At 67.8% G+C, this 21,540-nt stretch carries 17 protein-coding genes and 1 tRNA gene; 8 read left to right on the top strand and 10 right to left on the bottom strand.

Annotation, left to right across the window (positions count from 1 at the left end; all coding sequences use genetic code 11):
* The first annotated feature begins 56 nt into the window (after positions 1-56).
* Positions 57-407 carry a heme-binding protein gene (locus MSZK_RS06495; RefSeq protein WP_099246058.1) on the top strand — a complete coding sequence of 117 codons (351 nt, stop codon included), beginning with the start codon at positions 57-59 and terminating at the stop codon, positions 405-407.
* 93 nt (positions 408-500) lie between these two features.
* Here the strand turns inward: MSZK_RS06495 and MSZK_RS06500 are convergent, their stop codons facing one another.
* The 3 genes from MSZK_RS06500 to MSZK_RS06510 form a co-directional block, all read right to left on the bottom strand.
* Positions 501-1,952, bottom strand: a complete 1,452-nt coding sequence (locus MSZK_RS06500) for a hypothetical protein (protein ID WP_099246060.1) — start codon at positions 1,950-1,952, stop codon at positions 501-503.
* Positions 1,949-4,123: a hypothetical protein gene (locus tag MSZK_RS06505; RefSeq protein WP_099246061.1), complete on the bottom strand. Its 2,175-nt coding sequence runs from the start codon at positions 4,121-4,123 to the stop codon at positions 1,949-1,951. Before MSZK_RS06505 ends, MSZK_RS06500 begins: the two co-directional genes overlap by 4 nt.
* A gap of 81 nt (positions 4,124-4,204) precedes the next feature.
* Entirely contained in the window at positions 4,205-7,855 is a 3,651-nt protein-coding gene (locus MSZK_RS06510) for a hypothetical protein (protein ID WP_099246063.1), read from the bottom strand.
* 233 nt (positions 7,856-8,088) lie between these two features.
* Here MSZK_RS06510 and MSZK_RS06515 point away from each other — a divergent pair, with 233 nt between their 5' ends.
* A complete protein-coding gene (locus MSZK_RS06515; RefSeq protein WP_099246065.1) occupies positions 8,089-9,309 on the top strand; it encodes an APC family permease in 1,221 nt (406 codons plus the stop codon).
* A 58-nt stretch (positions 9,310-9,367) separates the two neighbouring features.
* Here MSZK_RS06515 and MSZK_RS06520 read toward each other — a convergent pair whose 3' ends face one another.
* From MSZK_RS06520 to MSZK_RS06530, 3 genes are all read right to left on the bottom strand, one after another.
* The gene (locus tag MSZK_RS06520; RefSeq protein ID WP_099246067.1) at positions 9,368-9,832 is read right to left on the bottom strand and encodes a hypothetical protein; all 465 of its coding nucleotides are present in this window, start codon (positions 9,830-9,832) and stop codon (positions 9,368-9,370) included.
* A 2-nt stretch (positions 9,833-9,834) separates the two neighbouring features.
* Positions 9,835-10,695 carry a mycofactocin-coupled SDR family oxidoreductase gene (locus MSZK_RS06525; RefSeq protein ID WP_099246069.1) on the bottom strand — a complete coding sequence of 287 codons (861 nt, stop codon included), beginning with the start codon at positions 10,693-10,695 and terminating at the stop codon, positions 9,835-9,837.
* Positions 10,696-11,357: 662 nt separating this feature from the next.
* Positions 11,358-12,434, bottom strand: coding sequence for a GGDEF domain-containing protein (locus MSZK_RS06530; protein WP_099246071.1), 1,077 nt, complete (start codon positions 12,432-12,434; stop codon positions 11,358-11,360).
* Between the two features lie 202 nt (positions 12,435-12,636).
* Between MSZK_RS06530 and MSZK_RS06535 the strand changes: the two genes are divergently transcribed.
* Entirely contained in the window at positions 12,637-13,410 is a 774-nt protein-coding gene (locus MSZK_RS06535; RefSeq protein ID WP_142389883.1) for a hypothetical protein, read from the top strand.
* Positions 13,411-13,459: 49 nt separating this feature from the next.
* Here the strand turns inward: MSZK_RS06535 and MSZK_RS06540 are convergent.
* A tRNA-Tyr gene (locus MSZK_RS06540) sits at positions 13,460-13,542 on the bottom strand.
* Positions 13,543-13,644: 102 nt separating this feature from the next.
* On the opposite strand from MSZK_RS06540, the gene MSZK_RS06545 reads away from it, so the two are divergent.
* The 3 genes from MSZK_RS06545 to MSZK_RS06555 all read left to right on the top strand — a co-directional run bounded on the left by MSZK_RS06545 (position 13,645) and on the right by MSZK_RS06555 (position 16,908).
* Positions 13,645-14,136: a YajQ family cyclic di-GMP-binding protein gene (locus tag MSZK_RS06545; RefSeq protein ID WP_099246075.1), complete on the top strand. Its 492-nt coding sequence runs from the start codon at positions 13,645-13,647 to the stop codon at positions 14,134-14,136.
* Between the two features lie 77 nt (positions 14,137-14,213).
* Positions 14,214-15,728 (top strand): NAD(P)/FAD-dependent oxidoreductase, encoded by a 1,515-nt coding sequence (locus MSZK_RS06550; protein ID WP_099246077.1) that lies wholly within the window; start codon positions 14,214-14,216, stop codon positions 15,726-15,728.
* 154 nt (positions 15,729-15,882) lie between these two features.
* A complete protein-coding gene (locus tag MSZK_RS06555) occupies positions 15,883-16,908 on the top strand; it encodes an NAD(P)H-dependent glycerol-3-phosphate dehydrogenase (RefSeq protein ID WP_099246079.1) in 1,026 nt (341 codons plus the stop codon).
* A 5-nt stretch (positions 16,909-16,913) separates the two neighbouring features.
* On the opposite strand, the gene MSZK_RS06560 is transcribed toward MSZK_RS06555, so the two are convergent.
* Positions 16,914-17,465 carry a hypothetical protein gene (locus tag MSZK_RS06560; protein ID WP_099246474.1) on the bottom strand — a complete coding sequence of 184 codons (552 nt, stop codon included), beginning with the start codon at positions 17,463-17,465 and terminating at the stop codon, positions 16,914-16,916.
* A 179-nt stretch (positions 17,466-17,644) separates the two neighbouring features.
* Between MSZK_RS06560 and MSZK_RS31970 the strand changes: the two genes are divergently transcribed.
* Complete coding sequence (locus tag MSZK_RS31970) at positions 17,645-18,553, top strand: hypothetical protein (protein WP_142389884.1); 909 nt, start codon at positions 17,645-17,647, stop codon at positions 18,551-18,553.
* A 112-nt stretch (positions 18,554-18,665) separates the two neighbouring features.
* Entirely contained in the window at positions 18,666-19,583 is a 918-nt protein-coding gene (locus MSZK_RS06570) for a mechanosensitive ion channel family protein (protein ID WP_099246081.1), read from the top strand.
* Here the strand turns inward: MSZK_RS06570 and htpX are convergent.
* A complete protein-coding gene (gene htpX / locus MSZK_RS06575) occupies positions 19,580-20,446 on the bottom strand; it encodes a zinc metalloprotease HtpX (protein ID WP_099246083.1) in 867 nt (288 codons plus the stop codon). The two genes, MSZK_RS06570 and htpX, sit on opposite strands and share 4 nt — an antisense overlap.
* A 76-nt stretch (positions 20,447-20,522) precedes the next feature.
* Complete coding sequence (gene grcC1 / locus MSZK_RS06580; RefSeq protein WP_199203219.1) at positions 20,523-21,530, bottom strand: nonaprenyl/(2E,6E)-farnesyl/geranylgeranyl diphosphat synthase; 1,008 nt, start codon at positions 21,528-21,530, stop codon at positions 20,523-20,525.
* Positions 21,531-21,540 lie beyond the last annotated feature (10 nt).

Raw genomic sequence — 21,540 nt, forward strand, 5'->3', positions numbered from 1 at the left:
CCGCCCCGACCGGGCCCCCGCAACTAGGTCCATCCCACATCCTTAGGAGCAGTCCCATGGTCATCCGCAACGTCATCAGCGCCGCCCTCATCTCCGGCGCCATGCTCGTCGGCAGCACGGCCACCGCAGCCGCCGACGAACCCAATTGCACGGCAGGCGATCTCACCCAGGTCCTCTCCGGCGTCAACGCGGGCATGTCGGTCTACCTCTTCACCCATCCCGACGTGAACGCCTTCTTCACCAGCCTCAAGGGCATGTCCCGCGAGGAGATGCGCAGCGCGGTCTCCGATTACCTCGCAGCGAACCCCGACATCAAGGACCAACTCAAGGCGGTGCGCCAACCCGCCGCGGACTTCCGGGCCCGCTGCGACGCGACCATGCCTGACGACATCGGCCCGGTGGGCTGACGGGCCGATGTCCCCGACCGCGAAATTGACGTCACGCAGGCGTGCTCTCGCACTTCCCCTGCGTGGCGTCGATTTCGGCGCCGCACAACCCCGCTAGCGCGCCGACCGCTTGCTGCCGGCGGTGCCGGACTTCTTGGCCGACTTCGACCCACTGTCGCCGGCCTTGGCCGCCGAGGACTTGTTGCCGCTGGGCACCTTCGCCCCGCCGATGCGGAAGTTGTTGATCGCGATGCCCGGGTTCACCTTGGTGACGTTCTGACCGTTTGCGAAGATGGTGCCGGCCAAGGCAAGCGGACCGGGGCCCGCCTTCACGGTGTTCGTCCCGCCCAGGACGTTGAAGCCGGCGCTGAAGTTGCCACCCGCTCCGCCCGCGGACACCGTGTTGCCGCCGCTGAGCGTGTTCAGCGTCAGGTTCCAGTTGCTGCCCGCACCACCGACAGTCAAGGTGTTGTTGCTGCCGATGAAGTTGAACACCGCGTTCTGGTAGCCGCCCTGCGAGATGAGTTGGTTGTTGACGCCGCCGATGAAGTTGGTGGCGGTGTTGTAGATGCCGGCCGTGATCGAGACGACGTTGCCGGTGCCGAACCAGTTCTGCGCGTTGTTCCCGTAGCCGCTGCCCGTCGACGTGACAGTGTTGTTGCTGCCGAAGAGGTTTCCGACGGTGTTCTGGTAGCCGCCGGTGGCCGTGACGGTGTTGCCGTTGCCGAAGATGTTGCGGCCCCAGTTCGCATAACCACCGGTGGTCGTGACGGTGTTGTTGCTGCCGAACAGGTTGGTCGCGGTGTTCACCAAGCTCCCGGCCGTCACGACGGTGTTGTTGTCGCCGAGCAGGTTGGTGGCCCAGTTCCAGACCCCGCCCTGCGCGGTGACCACACTGTTGCTGCCGAACAGGTTGGTGGCCAAGTTGATCACCGAACCCGTACCCGCGGAGCCGGACTCGACGATGTTGTTGCGCCCACCCCAGTTCGAGGCGATGTCGAAGAAGCCGGCCGCCACCACCCGCATGCTGTTGGGATCACCGGCAGTCCCGCGGCCGAACAGATTCAGCGCGATGTTGCCCAGTCCACCGGTGCCACCGGCGGTCACCGTGCTGCTGGTCGTCGGCGCATTCGGCGGGGTGACATTCAGCGCGATGTTGAGCCCGAAGTTGGCCAGCGAGCCCGAACCTTGCGTCACCGCAGCGCCATTCGGCCCGAGCTGAGTGGCGATACCGAACAAGCCTTCGGCGTTCGCCGACGACCCGTTGCCGACCGCGGTCGCGATGGTGAACGCGTCACCGGTGGTGGCGGCGGCGTTGGTCCCGACCGCGAAGGCGCCGCCGAACAGCCCGCTGGCGTGTGCGGTGGCACCGGACCCGAGCGCGACGGCGATGCTCAGCGGCGTGCTGGAGCAGCTCGCGTTGTTGCCCAGACCGAAGAACGAGGCGCAGCTCGCATTCGCCGTGGGGGCCGACCCCAGGGCCGCCGCAGCGAGCACACTGCCGGCCGCCGCGCCGGCGACGAGGATGCCGGTGAGGGTCGAACGAGACTTGGTGACGGCGGTCATGCGGTTGCTCCGATCAGAACGTAGTGAGAAACGATGCGCGAGTTCGCGGCGGCTGCCGCGCTCCCGGCCGGGTTGAACCACAGCGCTGCGCCGGACGCCATCCCGAAGAACAGCGCCAACGCCGCGCCGGCCAGCTTGCCCACGGCGAACCCGATCGGGTTGTCGCCGAACAACGCGCCGATTCCGGTTCCGACCGCCATGCCGAGCGCAACCTGAAGGTCCTGGCTGTTCATCACGGCCGCGATCACGGTGCTCACCAGCTCGGCTGCCGGGACCCCGTTGAGGATGTCGCCGGCGAGCCCGCCGATCAAGTCCTGGGCGGCCGGGTTGGATACCAGGGAGTCCACCGCGGCCTTCGTCACCGTGCCTGCCAGCGGCTGGAGGACCGAATTGGACAGCGCTGTCCGATCGAGCAGGTCCACGACGAGACCCTGCGCCACGACGCTGACCACCTCTTGCACGGCGGGCGCTTTCAGAACACCTTGCAGTGCGGCCGGGACCGTGGCATTGAACGCTGCGACGACGGCGGCGTCGGCCTGCAGCGAGCCCAACGCCGCGAGTACCGCATCCGAGAGCGACGTTCCGGCCAGCAGCGCGGCGACGATCTGGGTGGTGGCCGCGGACAAGGCGTCGGCCACGCCGGCCTGGCCGAGGAAGCCGGTCACCACCGCACCCGCCGTCGCGGCGAGCTGCGCCGCCGAGGCCGGATCGGCCAGAGTGTTCACCAACGTCGGGCCGTAGCTGGGGCCGAGTAGCGCGCCGAGGTAGTCGCGGACGGCGGCGTTGCCGGCAACGTCGTTGACCAGCGCGGTGACGGTGCTACCCAACGCCGAGACCACGCCGGTATTGGTGGCCAACGAGGACACCGCGGTGCCGGCGGCGGGCGCCAGGGCCGCGACGAAGGCGGAATCCGACAACAGTCCTTGCCATGCCGTGTCCAGTGCGTCGAGCCAGTTCTGCCCGCCGAGGTATCCCGTGCCGAACGCGGTGACGAAATCGCCCAACGCGGCGGAAACACCGGGGGTGGCCAAGATGGTGGTCACCCCCGCCCCGACGGCCGAGGCCAGTCCCTGCATCGCGGCGGAATTGCTCAACAAGCCCTGCACCGCGTTGCCGACGGCGCTGCCGAGGCCGTCGGCAACGGCGCCGCCTCCCAACGCCTCCGACACCCACCCGTCGGCGAGGTCACCCAGCCAGGTGGCCAGGGCCGGGCCGCTGGTCAGGTCGACGATCGCTTGGGAGGTGGCCGACGCCAACGCGGCCCGCACCGTCGCGTTACCGAAGAAGGCGGCGACCTCGTCGGACGAGGTGGCGATCAGTGAGGTGAGGTAGTTGCCCAGCGGTGCGAGGTCGTCGGTGGCCAGGCCTGCGACGATCGCGTCGTACTGCGCCCCTGTCGGCTGCGACGTGGCGGCGATCGCGTCGATGGCCCCCTGCACACCCGGGTTGCCGAGCACGGTCCGCACCAGGCTGGCCGCGGTGTTGCCGATGACCGTGCCCACCGGCTTGGGCACGCCGAAGTAGGCGTCCAGCCCGTTGGAGATCTTCGCCGAAAAGAACTGCAGGATGGTGTTATTCGTGGCCAGCCGGTTGATCTCGGCGCCCACCGCGCCGTTGGTCAACAGATCCTGGATGCCGTCGGCGACAATCGGCGCCAGTTCGTCGGCGATCGGGCTCCACCCGCGCAGCCGGGTGTCGATGAAGTTCCTTACGGCGCTGTTCAGCGCCGGGCTGGCAGTCGGCGCCACCGGCGGATCTCCGGTGTCACTGGCACTGGGTACCAAAGGCGCTGCGCTGCTGACGGTTCCGCGGCTGGGAAGCTCGATCAGGCGGGCTGATCCGGCGAATTCGCGGCGAGTGGCCGCCGCCACCGCCCACGACAGCGGCGTGGCGGCTGGCGCCGGAGCGTTGCCGGTTCCCAGCCGGTCCACCGGTGTGCGGCCGGCCGCCGACAGCGCACCGTAAGGCTTGGCGGCCTGCTTGGCGGCGCGAGTGGCGGGCTTCGCCGAGTGGCGCGGCGCGTGCTTGCCGGAGGACGAGGTGCTCTTGCCCGAGTCGCCTGCTCCGGTGTCCGCGGACGCCACCGCGGGCAGTGCCGCGATCACGCCGCCGACGCCCAGAGCCACGGCCAATGCCCCGACTCGACCGATGTAGCGACCTTGCTGTCCCATGCATCCACCCGACGTTGACGTGATAGCTAATTTGCTAGGGGTATAGCACACCGCGACGTTGACGCGGAGGTGTATGAGCGGCTAACTGAATTCAGCCGCGCCCGACCAGGCCGGATAACTCGGCCGCAACACACCCCCGCCGCGCCCGTCGCCGACGATCACGGTGACCGCAAACGCGCCGGACGCCCCCTGATCGACCAGGTACGCGTTGCCGACGGCCGCCGCCGGGGCCGTCACGGACCTGATCCGCTCGACCAACAGAGCCGTTCCCGACGCCATCCCGATCGCCAGCGCCGCCGTCGCACCGATCACCCGGCCCACCAGGAAGCCGACCGGATTGGCCCCGAAGAGCGACCCGACCCCCGCCCCGACGGCCATACCGAACGCGATCTGCAGTTGCGGGCTGTCGATGACGGCCTGCAGCACGGTGCCGACCAGGTCGCTGGGCGGCGTCCCGTTCAGCAGGTCGCCGGCCAGGCTGCTGATGAGGTTCTGCGCGGCCGGGTTGGCCAGCAGCGAGTCCACCGCACCCTGGGTCACCTGACCGGCCACCCCGTCCAGCAGCGGATTGTTCAGCGAGGTCCCCTCCAGCAGGCTCACCACGACATCACGCGCGGCCGCACCGAGGGCCTGCTGGACCGAGGGCACCGTGAGTACCTGCTTCAACGCCTCCGGCACCACGGCGTCGAGCGCGGCCTTGATGACCTGGTTGGTCTCCAGCGATTGCAGCGCGCTCTGCACCGCGTCGGACACGCTGGTGCCGGCCAGGACGGCAGTGACGATTCCGATAGCGGTGTGCGACAACACGGTCGCCACCCCGGTCTGCGCCAGGACACCGGTCACCATCGACCCTGCCGCCGCCGCCAACTGAGCGGCCGCACCCGGATCGGCCAGGATGCTGACGAGAACCGGGCCGTACTTCGGACCGACCAGTCCGCTGAGGTACGCCTGCACCGCGGTGTTCGGCGCCAAGTCGGCGACCACGGCGGTCACGGCTTCGCTCAGCGCCGAGACCAGACCGGAGTCGGTCACCACCGCATACACCGCGTTGCCTGCGGCCGCTGCCAGCGCCCCGGTGAACGCCGAATCAGCCTGCAGCCCTTGCCACGCGGTCTGCAGCGCCACCGCGGGATCGGTTCCGATCACCAGCGCCGACACGATCGTCGCCGCCGCGCCGGCCAGCGCCTCCGGAACACCGGAGGTATCCAGCAGCGTCGACACCGCCGAACCGAGCGTCGCCAGCACGCCGTCGACGACCGCCGGATCGGCCACCAGACCCTGCACGGCACTGCCCACGGCCGCGCCGACTGCCGCGGCGATCGGATTGGCGCCCATCGCCGCCGTCACCAGCTGCTGCACCCGCTGCCCGATAATCGTCTGCACCGCCGGATCGGCTGCCGATCCGGTCACGATGTCGGAGATCATCGTGCCCACCGCCGATACCAGCGCGTGGTCGGTCACCAAAACCTTCACGGCTTTGCGCACGGCGGGGCCGACGGCGTCCTGGAAGGCGCTCTGGCTCAACAGATATTGCCCGGCCACCGCCGGGTCGGTTCCGGCTGCCAGCGCTGCTGCCAGCTGGCCGGCCGCCTCGCCGAGGGTCACCTTCATGCCTTGGGCATGCAGCAGGCTCGACAGCCCCGAACCCACTACTGCCAAAAGGCCGTCGACCGCCGCCGCATTGGCCACCAGACCCTGCACCGCGACCCCGACCGCGTTGCCGACACCCGCCGCCACCGGCCCTCCGCCCAGCGCCGACGTCACCGCGTGCACAACGGCTTGTCCGACAGCGGCTTGCACCGCCGAGTTGGCCGCCGACTGCGAGATCAGCGTCTGCACCGCCCCGGCGAGGGAGTTGACCGCGTTCTCGTTCACCAGAAGTTCGATCACCGCATCGGCGACGGCGGTGCCGACAGCGCCGGTGACGTCGGTGTTGGCCTGCACGCCTTGTAGCGCGGCCTGTAATGCCTGAGCAACCGGGGTGCCGCCGACAACGGCGGTGCCGAACTGAGACACCGCACCGGCCAGCCCTTCGACGGCCTTGGCATCGTTGAAGAAACTGTCCACCACCGATTGCGCGAACGTCGCCAGACCTGCCACGGCCTGCGCGTCGCCCAGCAACCCCTGGACCGCGGCACCGACCGCGCTGCCCAGTCCCGCGGCCGCGGCGCCGCCACCCAGTTGCGTCGTCACCCACCCGGCGAGCACGGCGCCGAGCGCCGCGGGCACGTCCGGCCCGTCGGCGAAGCCGTTGATCAGCGCCGCGACCACCGAACCCACTTGGTCGACGGTCTGAACGTCGCCGAAGAACACCGACACCGCATTGGCGACAGTGGCCACGACGGCGGGCGGGAGCGCCGAGGGCTGCGTCACCGGTCCGCCCTCGATGCTCTGCACAATGAAGAGGGCCAGTGCGTCGGCCACCCCGGCTTGGCCGAAGAAGAAGGACACCGAATCACCGAGCGCCCCGGCGATCGGATGACTCAGGCTCTCGATCGAGTTCACCACCCACGCATTGATGCTCGCGGAGACTTGCAGCGCGGCATCCGCATAGGCCGGGTTGCCGCCGAACAGCGCCGCGGCCACCGCGGCACCGACCTGATCGCCGAGGTATGCCGTAAGGGCTTGAGAATCGTAGGCGGACAACCATTTCGGCACGGTTTCGCCGGTCAGGACATTCACCGCCTCCGCGGTCGCGGTGGCCAGTGCGGACGCGAACGCGCCGTCCGCGAACAGGACCGCAAGCCCCTTCTCGGAGTTGGGGACGATCGTCTCGATGTAGTCGGCGAGTGGTTGAAGATCGTCGACGGCAAGCGCGATCAGGATCGTGCCCGGATCCGACGGCCGCACCGTCTTGACGAACTCGTTGATCGCTTCGCGGACCGGGGCATTGTCGGGTCCGCCGAACGCCGTTCGAAACCAGGTGACCGCAGCGTTGCCGACCACCACCGCGACCGGCTTGGGCACGTTGTTCGTCTCCAGCGCCGCAGCGATTTGCTGTGCGGCGAAGGTCAAGATCGCGTCGTTGGTGGCCAGCGCGTCGATCTCGGGGGCAACCGAACTCAACGTCAGCACGTCCCCGATCAGGTTGGTGACGATCGGCGCCAACTCGTCGGCAATCGGCGACAACTGCGTGTACTGCCGCAGGGCGTCGCGGACCGCGATGTCGACGGTGTGTTTCACCAACTCCCAGGCCAGGTTGTAGTCCTCGATGTCACCGGGCGTGGACGGCACCGTATCCGTCGTCTCGCTCGTCGTGATGACGGATGCGGCTGCGGCGCTGGGCTTTTCATCGGCACTGGCGGTGTTGACAACGCGGGCCGAATGAGCCACTCCGGCGGCCGGCTCGCCGGTGGTCGCCACGGCCACTGGAACCCGCAGGGCGGTGGGACGTGCCAATTCGCGCCGGGTGACCGCCAGCACTGCCCACGACAGCGGCTCGGTGATCGGAGCCAACGGGTTGTCACCCGCCCCCAGTTGGGCCACCGGGCGGCGACTGGCCACCGAGACGGTGCCGGTCGGCTTGGCAACCGCGACCGACTTTGGCGCGCGGGTTCCGGACTTGGCCGAACCGCGGGGGGCATGCTTACCGGCCGAGGAGGTGGTCTTGCCCGAGTCGCCGGTGTCGGCGTCGGCCACCGCCGGCACCGCGGCGATCAACCCGCCGACGCCCAACGCCACCGCCAAAGCTCCGACCCGACCGATGTAGCGGCCCTGCTGCCCCAAACCCATGGCACCCAACCCCCAACCTTGACGTGCAGGATAATTTGCTAGGGGTATAGCACACCCGAACGTCACTCTGGTTGCGCACTCCCAAAAATGCGTTGCTGGCCGCGGCGTTGACACCGAGCGGCTCGAGCCCCGATTACACTGCGCCGCATGGGCGAAGCGAGACGTTTCCCGGCCTTCGCTCGCCCAGGCGCGGTCGCCGTCTGCGCCGCCGTGGCCGAATCCTCGACCCGGTCATGACGGATACCACCGGCGGCAACGCTCGCCTGAATCGAGCCCTCGGACTGCCCCTGGTCACGCTCTACGGCCTCGGCAACATCCTCGGTGCGGGCATCTACGTGCTGGTTGGGAAAGTGGCGGGGTTCGCGGGATCCAGCACCACCCTGGCCTTCCTCATCGCGATGATGACAGCCACGGTCACCGCGCTGTCCTACATGGAACTGGCGGGCCGCTATCCGGTCAGCGCCAGCGTGTCGGTATACCTGCACCGGGCATTCGGAAAGCGTTGGCTGTCAACGCTAGTCGGCCTGACGATGGTCGGCGGGGGCGTCGCCTCGGCCGCTGCCCTGGCCCAGGGCTTCGCCGGCTACCTGTCCACCTTCGTCGACGTGCCCGCCGTCGTGGGCAGCGTCGGCCTGCTGGTGGTGCTCGGGGCGATCGCGATCAAGGGGATCGGCGAGTCGGCCACGATGGCCGCGCTGTTCACCGGCTTGGAAGTGCTGGGCTTGCTGTTGGTCATCTGGTTTGGCCGTAAAGCCTTCACACACATCGATGTTGGCCGCTTGCTTGCGATCGACCCGGCCGTCGGCCTGGGCGGGGTCTTCGCCGGCGCCTTCCTGGCGTTCTACGCCTTCATCGGGTTCGAGGACATGGTCAACGTCGCCGAGGAAGCCAAGAATCCCAGCCGGACCATGCCGCTGGCCATCCTCTTCGCGCTGATGACCTCGACCGTGCTGTATCTACTGGTTGTCGTGGTCTCGACGACTCTGGTCTCACCGGCCGAACTCGCCGGCAGCGAAGCGCCGCTCACACTGGTTTTCCAGCGCAGCGGCGCCAGCCACGGCGTCTTCCTCAGCGTCATCGGGATGATCGCCGCGATCAACGGCGTCATCGTGCAAGTCATCATGGGCTCGCGGATTCTCTACGGCCTGGCCAAGGAAGGCTGGATCCACGGCAGACTCGGCCACGTCCACCGGTCCTACCAGACACCGGTGACAGCCACACTCGTCGTGGTGGCCGCCATGGCCGTCGGCACCCTGGTGCTGCCACTGGTGTCGCTGGCTCAATTGACCAGCCTGCTGGTACTGGCGATATTCACCATGGTCAACGCCTCGTTGATCGTCATCAAGCGGCGCCACCGCGATCACCGGGGCTATATCACCGTCCCGGCGCCGATCCCCTACCTAGGCGTGGCGCTCTGTCTGGGAACCATCGTCCTGGCGGCCGTCAACTGGTGAGCGTTCCCGCCCCGGGCCCGCAACCGCTTCTCGGACAACGTGGCGCCAGTCGGGGCCCTTAGTCCTCGCCGATACCGGACGCCCGCGCCTGTTTGGCCGAGCCGAAGGCACCCACCGTGTCAAGAAATTGCTGGAGTTGTCCGGCATCCGTGGCAGCGGAGGTCGCCACCTCCCAGCCGCGACGGCCGGCGCCGCGGCACCGTCTCAGTTCCAGCGCCTGAACGGGTTCCCGAAAGACCAGCGACACCAGCGGTGCGGCCTGCCCGGCCGATCCGGTGAGCCCGTCGCGCTGATCAACGATGGCGACTTGCAACGGCCTGCCGTCGACGCGATCCACGGTCACCGAACGCGGTCGCTTGCGGACTCGGAGCGCGCCGGTCTGCGGCGCGTCGCGAACACCGATGTGGACGATGTCGTCGCACAACGGAACGCTCAGAGTGACGGTGCCGCAGCAGATCTTCTCGAAGGCTTCCGACCGGATGGTGATCGATGTGCGGCCGCGGCCCGGCGTCACCACCGTCATCGCTACACCCCGAGCTTGAGGGCCGCTCCGCCGTCGATGAACAGCTGCTGGCCAGTGATGTAGCGCGACTCATCGGCGGCAAGATAGACAACGGCATAGGACACGTCGCTGGGCTCGATGTACGGAATCGGCATGGCCTGCATGAACGGGAACGTCAGTTCCGCGTCCTCGCGCGTCGGATTCTCCAGGTCGGGGCGAAATGTTCGGTACATGGCCGGGTTCTGCAGCATGTCGGTGTTGACATTCGTGGGATGTATTGCGTTCACCCGGATGTGGTGGGGCCCCAGGGTAAGGGCCAATGACCGCGTGTAGTCGCGGATCATCTTCTTCGCCAAGCCGTATCCGTCGCCGCCGGGCCCCTGAAGACCGCCCTGGCCGTTCACACCGCCGGCCTGGGGCACCAATCCGGCGACCGACCCGGTCACGATGATCGATCCGCGCTCGGTGAGGTGCGGCAAACCGACATGGACAGTGTTGACGACGCCGATGAAGTCGACATCGAACGCATCGACGAAGCCCTGGACCGACACGTCGTGACCGAGCGGGCAGATGCCGGCATTGGCGACAATGACGTCCAGGCCGCCCAGTTCGGCGACCGCCTCGTCGAGAACCTTCTTCAGGCCGTTGCGATCACGCACGTCAACCTGGGCGGCAACGACTCGCCGTCCGGCCTTCTCGATGAGGGTTGCGGTCTCATCGAGGTCCTCCCGGCTCGCCAGGGGGTAATGGTTGGTGGCGATATCGCCAGCGGCGTCGACGACGATGATGTCGGCGCCTTCATCGGCCAAATGCACTGCGTGGCTGCGCCCCTGGCCGCGCGCCCCGCCAGTCACAAAGGCGACCTTGCCGGTCAGTCGACCCATGTTCACACTCCTTGCTCCAAACCCAGCCGCTGACGACCCCACGGGGCCGCGGTCACCACGCCGGGTTCTTATTGAGAATGATTTTCGACAACGCTCGTGTCGCACTGTAGCGTGAAGTCGGGTCAATTGAAAACGGTTGTCAATAAGGATCGGCTTCTCCCGGCAGCCCAGGCGCGCGGGACCGACCATGCACAAGTGCGGCATCCGGAAAGGGGCTGAGATGGCGGACCAACGCCATACCTGTCGGCCATTCACCGTGGTCATCTGCCGGCGCTGCGTAGACGAGACGGCTGTGTCGTTGATGGGGCCGCTCAGCGAAGTCGTCAGCGGCTGCCCGCACGCCGTCCTCATTGCCAGTCAATGCCTGCTGGGCGAATTCGCCTGCGCAACAAGAGGCACTGAGCGCGGGGCGACGGTGGTTCTGCAGCCGTGCACACCTGACCGAACCCCGACTGCGCCGGCGGTATGGATCGGTCCGATCAGATCCGACGCCGATGCGGAGACGGTGTGCAGATGGATTTCCCACGGCCGGTGGAACACTCACGAACTGCCCGACCGATTGCGGCTCACACTCAATCTAGCGCGGGCCGCCGCGGCCAACTGACCAGCTGGGCGAGCATCTGCGGCCGGGCTCTGGATCGCTACGCGGCCAACCGCTGCACCTAGCTCTGCCCGCTCGAGTCGACGAGTTGTTCGGAGAAGTAGGCGCTCTTACCGCGGCCCAGTCGCTTCGCGTGGTACATCGCCAGATCCGCGTCCCGCAGGATGGCGGCCGCATCGCTCTCGCCGTGCTCGCCGATGGGGGCGATGCCGATGCTGGCCGTCATGCCCAGAGTGGCATCGCCGATGCTGACCGGCTCGGCCAGCGTGGCATGCATTCGCTCACTGAGCCCGTCGAGCACCTCGCGAGTCGTCGGCCCGAAGACCAGCGCGACGAACTCGTCGCCGCCGAGCCGGGCAACCACATCCCCGGCGCGCACCGATCGCGCAAGTCGTTCGGCCGCAACCTGGAGCATCGCGTCGCCCGCCTCGTGCCCCCATGAGTCGTTGACGACCTTCAGATTGTCGACATCGAGAAACAGCACGGCAGACAACGCATCTCGCCCCTCCTTGCCGAGGGCGTCGGTGATGCGCGCCAACACATACGCCCGGTTGGGTAGCCCGGTCAAGGTGTCATGGGTGGCCTGGTAGGCCAGTCGCTCGCTTGCCGTTCGCTCCGAAGAGATTTCGGCGATCTGGCGCGAGTGGACGTACGTCGCGAGGAATGCCGCGCAACAGAGGTAGGCGTACACCGCGACCAGAAACCAGGCCGCCGGCCAACCGATCTTCTGGTGGATCGAGGAATCGGCCAGCAGCGTCCCGAGAAACGCCACCACACTGAGCGAGAGGATGACCGCCGCACGCTGCCAGGACAAGTCGACGATCACCATCAGGGGAAGCAGCCCGACGAGCAGCAGCGGCACGTACCCGCCCGAGGTCAGCAGGTGAAAGCCCGCCAGCGCCACGATGTCGGTCGCGGCAGTGGCGATGCGCCACCGCGGACCGCTGATCAAGCGGCCGGCCGGCGAGACCGCGAGGAGGCCCGCTCCCACCGCGGCCAGTGCGTACACCCCGATCCAGATACATTCGGCGAGCCAGTCGTCCGGCGAGGTGCCGATGATCATCGCTCCCACCATGATCAGCACGACGCCCAACCGCAGCACCGCCTGGCGGGCGCGACCCAGGGCTACCAGGTCCATCGCAGCTCAGCCCCTACGTCGAAGCCAACACCGACCGGAATTACGCACTCGTCAATAATTTCACAAACCTCCGAGAAATGATGATCGGCGCCTCCGGCGCCGGAGAGTGCGCGACGCGCAGGCCGCCGGCACAATGAACGATTCTTTGCCACGCTTCCTGATAAATTCTCAGGATTCATCCGCCTACGGATCGAGGACCCGCGTGACCACCATCTGCACCGGGCTGCGCACTGTTTGCGCCACAGGACTGGCCGCAGCCCTACTGGCAGCGGGGTGGGGAGCCACCGCACAACCCGAGGTCACCCGGCCACACGCCGCCCCGATACGACATCTGGAGGCCACCCTCACCGCGGCGGTCACGGCGACAGTCGCGTCGTCTGAAATGTCATATTCCGTTGGGGAAGAACGGAACTCGGGCGCGAGTGCGGCGGCGTCGGATACTGCGCTGAATCTCGGTCAAGCACTGGTGTTCACCGCAGCGGCAGTGTTGGTGACTCCGCTGTGGTACGTCGGCTTTCCGGTCACGATTCCGCTGACCGGGGCCTTCCTTTTCCTTCTCCTGCGACCGTTTGTGGCCGCCGAAGGCGGAACAGTCGGCGCCGGCCTCGCCGGCGTCGCGCTCGCGATGGGGGCGATCGGTTGGGCGATCCTGCCCCCGGCGGCGATCCTCGGAGGCCTGCAAAACGTGTGGCAGGGATTGTTCCCGAAAGGCGCCTTCGCCAAGCCCGCGGCTGCCGCGGGCAAGGCACACCGCGACGCGAGCAGTGCGGGCTCCCCGGCCACCGGCCGCTCCGGTCGCGCCGCTGCGATGCCCAGCCGCCCGCCGGCGAACGCCGTGCCGCGCCGCCCGGCACCGACCGCTGCCGCCGTTGCCCTGAAGCGCGGCAACTCCCCCGCGGCGGGCGCCTCGCCGAAGAAGTCGACCGACACCGCCGGCGCGAAGCGAGCGGTGGGGAACAGCGGACGACACCGCTGACCCGCCCCGAAAACGAAGCAGGCCCGGTATTCACCGGGCCTGAACAACGTGGCAGGTACAGGATTCGAACCTGTGTAGGCTTCCGCCGACGGATTTACAGTCCGCTCCCATTGGCCGCTCGGGCAACCTGCCTGGGTGCGCCGCACCGGGGATCCGGTTTGGTGCGACTAGCAGGGTACAACGAGGATGTACCCCAGACACAAACCGGCCGATCAACCGAAGGGAACGAGTCCAATGGCGGATTCATCATTCGACATCGTGAGCAAGGTCGACCGCCAGGAGGTCGACAACGCGCTGAACCAGGCGGCCAAGGAGCTGAGCACCCGGTTCGACTTCCGCGGCACTGACACCACCATCGCCTGGAAGGGCGAGGAGGCCATCGAGATCGTGAGCTCCACCGAGGAGCGGGTCAAAGCCGCCGTCGACGTCTTCAAGGAAAAGCTGATTCGCCGAGACATCTCCATGAAGGCCTTCGACGCCGGAGAACCGCAGGCCAGCGGCAAAACCTACAAGGTCAGCGGCGGCCTCAAGCAGGGCATCGACCAGGAGAACGCCAAGAAGATCAACAAGCTGATCCGCGACGAGGGCCCCAAGGGCGTCAAGACCCAGGTCCAGGGCGACGAGATCCGCGTCAGCTCCAAGAAGCGCGACGACCTGCAGGCCGTCATCGCCCTGCTCAAGTCCGCCGATCTCGACGTCGCCCTGCAGTTCGTCAACTACCGGTAGGCCAAAGCCCCTCGCTCGACCAACCGCTCAGTGCCTAATGTGGTGAGCACCACATCCGTCACGAAGCGAGGACCGCGATGACCGCTACCCCGGCGACCGAGCCCGTACCCGCCGAGACCGACGGCGGCTCCTACGACGTGGTGATCATCGGCGCCGGATTCTCCGGGCTGGGCGCGGCCTACCGGATCGCCGAACGCAACCCCGGCACCCGCTACGTCGTGCTGGAGCGCCGGGACCGCATCGGCGGCACCTGGGACCTGTTCCGCTACCCGGGCGTGCGCTCCGACAGCAGCATCTTCTCGCTGTCCTGGCCGTGGGAGCCGTGGACCCGTAAGGAAGGCGTGGCCGACGGTGACCACATCCGCGAGTACATGGAGGACACCGCCCACAAGCACGGCATCTACGACCACATCCACTTCCACACCCACGTGCGGTCGGCCGACTGGGACTCGACCACCGACACCTGGACCGTGCACGTCACCGAACACGGTCAACCCAGGACCTACCGCGGTCGCTTCGTGTTCTTCGGCTCCGGCTACTACAACTACGACGAGGGCTACACCCCCGACTTCCCCGGCCTCGACACGTTCGGCGGCACGATAGTGCATCCCCAGTTCTGGCCCGAGGACCTGGATTACACCGGCAAGAAGATGATCGTCATCGGCAGCGGCGCCACGGCCGTCTCGCTGATCCCCGCGCTGGCGCGCAAAGCCGCCAAGGTGACCATGCTGCAGCGCTCGCCGACGTACCTGCTGGCCGGCTCGCGCGTCAACCCGATCATCGAAATCGTCCGGAAGCTGTTCCCCCGCAAGTTCTCCCACGCATTCGCGCGCTATTTCGCGGTCGCCTTCGAAAGCATCGTCTGGTTCATCGCCCGCACCGCCCCCGGACTGGCCCGAAAGATCATCCGCGCCCAGAACGCCAAGGAGCTGCCGCCCGGCTATCCCGTCGACGTGCACTTCAAGCCGCGCTACAACGTGTGGGATCAGCGGCTGTGCCTGGTGGCCGACGGCGACCTGTTCGAGGCCATCTCCAGCGGCCGCGCCGAGGTGGTCACCGACCACATCGACCACTTCGACCCGACCGGAATCATGCTCAAGTCCGGTCAGCACCTGGACGCCGACATCGTCGTCACCGCCACCGGCCTGCAACTGCAGGCGCTCGGCGGCGTGCGAATCACATTGGACGGCACCGAGATCAAGCCGCAGGACCGGTTCTCCTACAAAGCCCACATGCTCGAGGACGTGCCCAACCTGATCTGGTGCATCGGCTACACCAACGCCTCGTGGACACTGCGCGCCGACATGACCGCCCGCGCCGCGGCCGAGCTGATCGCCCACATGCGCTCACACGGCTACACCCACGCCTTCCCACACCTCGGCGGTGAGCCGATCGCCGAGAAGCTGGCCTGGGACATCCAGGCCGGCTACGTGCTGCGCAACCTGCACGCGCTGCCCAAGTCGGGCCTCAAGCGGCCGTGGGTGGTGCGGCAGAACTATCTCGCCGACGCCATCGACTACCACTTCATCGACAAGGTCGACGAAGACATGACCTTCGGCCGGATCGCGTCCCCGGCTCGGGTGACCGGATAGTTCGGCTGCGGGTGGGTCGGTGCGCATTTCCCGAATGCGATATCACCGGTGATATCGCATTCGGGAATAGACACCCACCCTCCCGGCCCAACCGCGCACCCCGATTGCCCGAACTCCCCATGAACAACGAGGGGTTCGCAATACCCTGAACGCCATGACGTCTGAGCGCCGCGAACCCAAAGTTGTCGTACTCGGTGGCGGATCCTGGGGAACCACCGTCGCATCCATCTGCTCCCGCCGTGGGCCGACGCTGCAGTGGGTGCGTTCGGAGGAGACCGCCAAGGACATCAACGACAACCACCGCAACTCCCGCTACCTGGGCGACGACGTCGAACTCTCGGAAACCCTGCGCGCCACCACCGATTTCAGCGAAGCCGCCGAATGTGCCGACGTCGTCGTGATGGGTGTGCCCTCGCACGGCTTCCGCGGCGTGCTCGCCGAACTGAGCAAGGAACTGCGGCCGTGGGTGCCGGTGGTCAGCCTGGTCAAGGGCCTGGAGCAGGGCACCAACATGCGGATGAGCCAGATCATCGACGAGGTGCTGCCCGGCCATCCGGCCGGCATCCTCGCCGGGCCCAACATCGCCCGGGAGGTCGCCGACGGCTATGCCGCCGCCGCGGTGCTGGCCATGCCCGATCAGCACCTGGCCGCCAACCTCGCGAAGATGTTCCGCACCAGGCGTTTCCGCGTGTACACCACCGACGATGTGGTGGGCGTCGAGATCGCCGGTGCGCTGAAGAACGTCTACGCCATCGCCGTCGGCATGGGCTATTCGCTGGGCATCGGCGAGAACACCCGAGCCATGGTGATGGCCCGGGCCGTGCGTGAGATGTCCAAACTCGGCGAAGCCATCGGCGGCCAGCGCGACACCTTCTCCGGCCTGGCCGGCATGGGCGACCTGATCGTCACCTGCACGTCCAAGCGCAGCCGCAACCGCCACGTCGGCGAGGAGCTGGGCTCCGGCAAGACCATCGAGGAGATCATCGCCTCGATGAACCAGGTCGCCGAGGGCGTCAAGGCCGCCAGCGTGATCATGGAGTTCGCCGAGAAGTACGGGCTGAACATGCCGATCGCCCGCGAGGTGGACGCCGTGGTCAATCACGGCGCCAACGTGGAGCAGGCCTACCGCGGCCTGATGGCCGAGAAGCCCGGCCACGAGGTCAACGACTCACACTTCTAGTCGGCTCAGCCGGGGAACGACGGGAACAGCGGGTTGGAGTTCTTCGGTCGATCCAGCATCGGGCTGGGCCCCGAGGTGAACGTCGCCCCCGGCCCGACGACGAACCCGACCTGGTCGTGGTTGTTCACGCAGGCGACCGTGCCTCCGCCGTCGACACCGCAGCTGATGTCGCGAAAACTCAGCCGGGTGTTCGGCGGCAGCGGCTTGACCTCACCGGCCGCGGCGTAGATCGACGCGCCGGTGCTGGAGAACCCCGGCTCGCCGGACGGGCCGCCGCTGACCAGGTTGGCGCCCCCGGGGGCGCCCGGCAGCGCACCGCTGCAGCCGTAGCTGCCGTTCTGCCGGTCCAGCACGCAGGTCACCCCGGGCGGGCCTGCGAAGGCGTACCAGTTGCCGCCCATCACCGAATAGTCGACCGGGCTGACCGGCGTATAGGCGTTGACGTTGGGAAGGACCGGGGCCGGGGCGGCATCGGGGTCGGCCGCGGCAACGCCCGGCACACCGATCGCAGCTGCTCCCGCAGCACCCACCAGGCCGATCAGGATTCTGCTCAGCATCTCCACACCCTACGTAGGCACCGCTCGCGGCGCAGTTTGCGTCCTCACCCGTACCTTCGGCGCAGCGGTGCCGATTCGTTACCGTGTCACCGATTCCGACCGGCGCGTTCGGGTCAGATCCGGCCTACACTTGAACGATTCCGACTTGACTCTGGAGAGGCTGTTCGGTGCAGGGGCAGATGGGGCGGCGACCACTGCGCGCAGGCGCGGTGGGGGTGAGCCTCGCTCTCGCGGCCATGGTGGTGGCCGCCACTGAACCGCAGACCGTCAGCACGCCCGTCGTCGGCCTGGCGGGGCTGGTCTTTCCCGACGCCACCGTCCACCCGGCGGCTGACGCCATTGTCGAGTTCTTCGACTACAAGATCCTGCCCGCCGACCGCGACAGCGCACTGCTGTCCATCGGCGGCCCGGACGACGCCGCCACCCTCGCCGAACTCTTGGACTCGACCGCCCCGTCGACCAACGTCTTCCACGTCAACTACGAATTCGACGCCGACGCCAAGGTTCAGGTACTCAACGTCTTCACCGACGCCAACGCGCTGAACACCCATGACTCCACCAAGTCGGTCGATCCCTCCGGCGGGGTGAACTGCACCGGTGCCACGATCTGCCACACCGATCCGCGCACCCACACCACCACGCTGACCTACCCGGACGGCGTCGTCGCCGTCGTCGAACGCATCAACGACCTTGCCGTCGTCGCCTACCGGTCGCTGGGTGCGGCCGTCCTCGGCCATCTCGACCCCCTGCCCCCCGCCGAGCCCGCACCCGAACCCGCGTCGGTGCCCGCATCGCCGGCACCCGACCCTGCGCCCGCCGACGAGCCGGCCGGTGCCCCGGCCGCTCCCGCCGCCAGCGTCGGGCCACGGCTGAACGTCATGCGGCCTGCACCTGACTTCACCCCGGGCCGGCCCGCCGCACCGAGCAGCTCCGGTGGCGCCAAGCCCGCGCTGGCCGACACCACCGAGAAATTCGTGACCAACGTGCTGACCCAGGTGTCGGACACGGTCAATCGCCTGTTCAAGCGCGACGGCGCGCGCTCCGGTGTCGGCAAACCGAGCACCCCGGCGCCCACCGCCGACGAATGATCGAGGCCACCGGCGAGGTGTAAAACCCGCCGGATCGGGAACGCAACGACGGTCCCCCGGTGCTCGCCGCACGTCAAACGAGCGCCACTTCAAGGCAATTCGCGACAGGACCATGAACTCACTGACGACCACGTATCTGGCTGACGGCCAGTGGCACGACTTCTGGAACGGCAACCTCGGCGAGTGGCTGCGCACCAAGGGACTGCACATCGTGCTGGTGATCGTCGCCGCATTGCTGGCCACCCGGTTGATCCGGTGGATCGCCGGCAAGATCGCCCGTCGCCTGGACACCGGACACGAGTTGGTGCGCTCGGAGACCGCCAAGCACCGCGCCGCCGTCGCCTCGGTGATCTCCTCGGTGGCGATTGCACTCCTGTACGTCCTGGTCGCCGTGGACATCATCGACCAACTCGGCCTGCCGATCGGTTCGCTCGTCGCGCCGGCCGCCGTGCTCGGCGCCGCCCTCGGTTTCGGCGCTCAGCGGGTGGTGCAGGACCTGCTGTCCGGGTTCTTCATCATCACCGAGCGGCAGTACGGCTTCGGCGACCTGGTGTCGCTGACGGTCACCGGATCCTCGGAGGCGCAGGGCACCGTCGAGGACGTCACCCTGCGGGTGACCAAACTGCGCACCAGCGACGGCGAAGTGTTCACCATCCCCAACGGCCAGATCGTCAAGGCGCTGAACCTGTCCAAGGACTGGGCCCGCGCCGTCGTCGACATCCCGGTGCCGACCAGCGCCGACCTGAACACGGTCAACGACGTTCTGCACGACGTGGCGACCGCGGCGACCACCGACGCCCGCCTGGAGCAGCTACTGCTCGACGAGCCCGCCCTGATGGGCGTGGAAAGCATCAAGCTCGACATCGTGAATCTGCGGATGGTGGCGCGCACCCTGCCGGGCAAGCAGTTCGAGGTCGGCCGGGTGCTGCGCGCCATGGTGCTGCGCTCGCTGCATCAGGCCGGGATCGCCAGCTCCGCCAAGACGACGACGGTCAGCACGATGGCCGGCACCAGCTCCGGGACGGGCTAGTACCCGGCCATCTTCTCCAGCCGGGCGATCCGGTCCGGGATCGGCGGATGGGTGGAGAACAGCTTGCCGATCTTCTCGCCCGAGCGAAACGGGCTGGCAATCATCAGATGCGCCTGGTCGGCCAGCTGTGGCTCGGGCGGCAGCGGGGCGTTCTCGACGCCACCGCTGATCTTGCGCAGCGCCGAGGCCAGCGCCAGCGGGTCGCCGGACAACTCGGCCCCGGACTCGTCGGCCTGGTACTCCCGCGAGCGGGAGACCGCCAGCCGGATCAGCGAGGCGGCGATCGGACCCAGCAGGGAAACCAGCAGCAGCGCAAACGGATTGGCACCGCCTTCGCGGTTGCCGCCACCGAACATCCCGGCGAACATCGCGACGTTGGCCAGTGCGGTGATCACCGAGGCCAGCGCACCGGCCACACAGGAGATCAGGATGTCGCGGTTGTACACGTGCGACAGTTCGTGACCCAGCACCGCGCGCAGTTCGCGTTCGCTGAGCAGGTCGAGGATCCCGGTGGTCACGCAGACCGCCGCGTTGCGCGGGTTACGACCCGTCGCGAACGCGTTCGGGTTGGCGGTGTCACTGATGTAGAGCCGCGGCATCGGCTGGTGCGCGGTGGTGGCCAGCTCGCGGACCATGGCGTAGATCTGCGGGGCCTGCACCTCGGTGATCGGCTGAGCGTGCATGGCGCGCAACGCCATCTTGTCGGAGTTGAAGTACACGTAGGCGTTCATGCCGAGGGCGAAGATCAGCGCCAGGAACATCACGTTGCGGCCGAACAGCGAACCGATGAAGACGATGAGCGCCGACATCCCGACAAGCAGCATGAACGTTTTGAACGTGTTGGCGGTCGGGTGCCAGGTCATCGAGTTCCTCCTAGGAGCAAACGCACTCTCACGGGAGGTTAACGCCTCGAACCGACTACCAGGTTCCGCGAATCGCTCAGCCGTGCCGGTTGATCGTGTAGTCCATCAGCGAAGCCAGCGCACGCCGGCCCGGGACATCGGGCAACCCGGCCAGCTCCTGGCCGGCCTCCTCGGCGTAGCGCTGCACGGTGGCCTTGGCTTTGGCGATGCCGTCGCCGGCGCGCAGCAGCGCCAGCGCCTCGGCCAGGGCGTCGTCGTCTTCGATCGGGCCTCTCACCAGCTCACGTAGCCGGTCGGCGTCCGGGCCGGTACCTTGCAGCGCGTACAGCACCGGCAGGGTGTGCACCCCTTCACGCAGATCGGTGCCGGGCAGCTTGCCCGACTCGTCGGGGTCGCTGTCGATGTCGATGATGTCGTCCGAGATCTGGAATGCAGTACCGACGATGCCGCCGAGCCGGCTCAGCCGCTCGACCTGGTCCTCGGTGGCCCCGGCGAAGGTCGCACCGAACCGGCCCGAGGCCGCGATCAGGCAGGCGGTCTTCTCGTAGACCACCTTCAGGTAGTGCTCGACCGGATCGACGCCGTTGGTGTTGCCCTTGGTTTCGCGCATCTGGCCGGTCACCAGCTGGGCGAAGGTCTCGGCGATGATGCGCACCGCGTCCGGGCCCAGCCGGCTCACCAACCGCGAGGCCGTCGCGAACAGGTAGTCGCCGGCCAGGATCGCGATGTTGTTGCCCCAGCGGGCGTTGGCGCTGGGCGCCCCGCGGCGCATCTGCGCCTCGTCCATCACGTCGTCGTGATACAGCGTGGCCAGGTGTACCAGCTCGATGACGGCGCCGGCCACGGTCACCTGCCAGGCGTCCGGGTCGGGGCCGATCTGCGCGGAGAGCACCGTGAACAGCGGCCGGAACCGCTTTCCGCCGGCCTCGAACAGGTGCACCACGGCCTCGGTCATGAGCTCGTCGCCGCCGCGAAGTTCGATGCTCATGAGCTCTTCGACCCGGCCCACACCGTCGCGGACGCTCTGGGCGAACGCCGGGTCGCCGAAGTCCACCCCTGCTACCACCGTCGCCGGAGTTCTCACCCTGCCAACA

The sequence above is a fragment of the Mycobacterium sp. shizuoka-1 genome (assembly GCF_002723835.1).
Lineage (GTDB): Bacteria > Actinomycetota > Actinomycetes > Mycobacteriales > Mycobacteriaceae > Mycobacterium.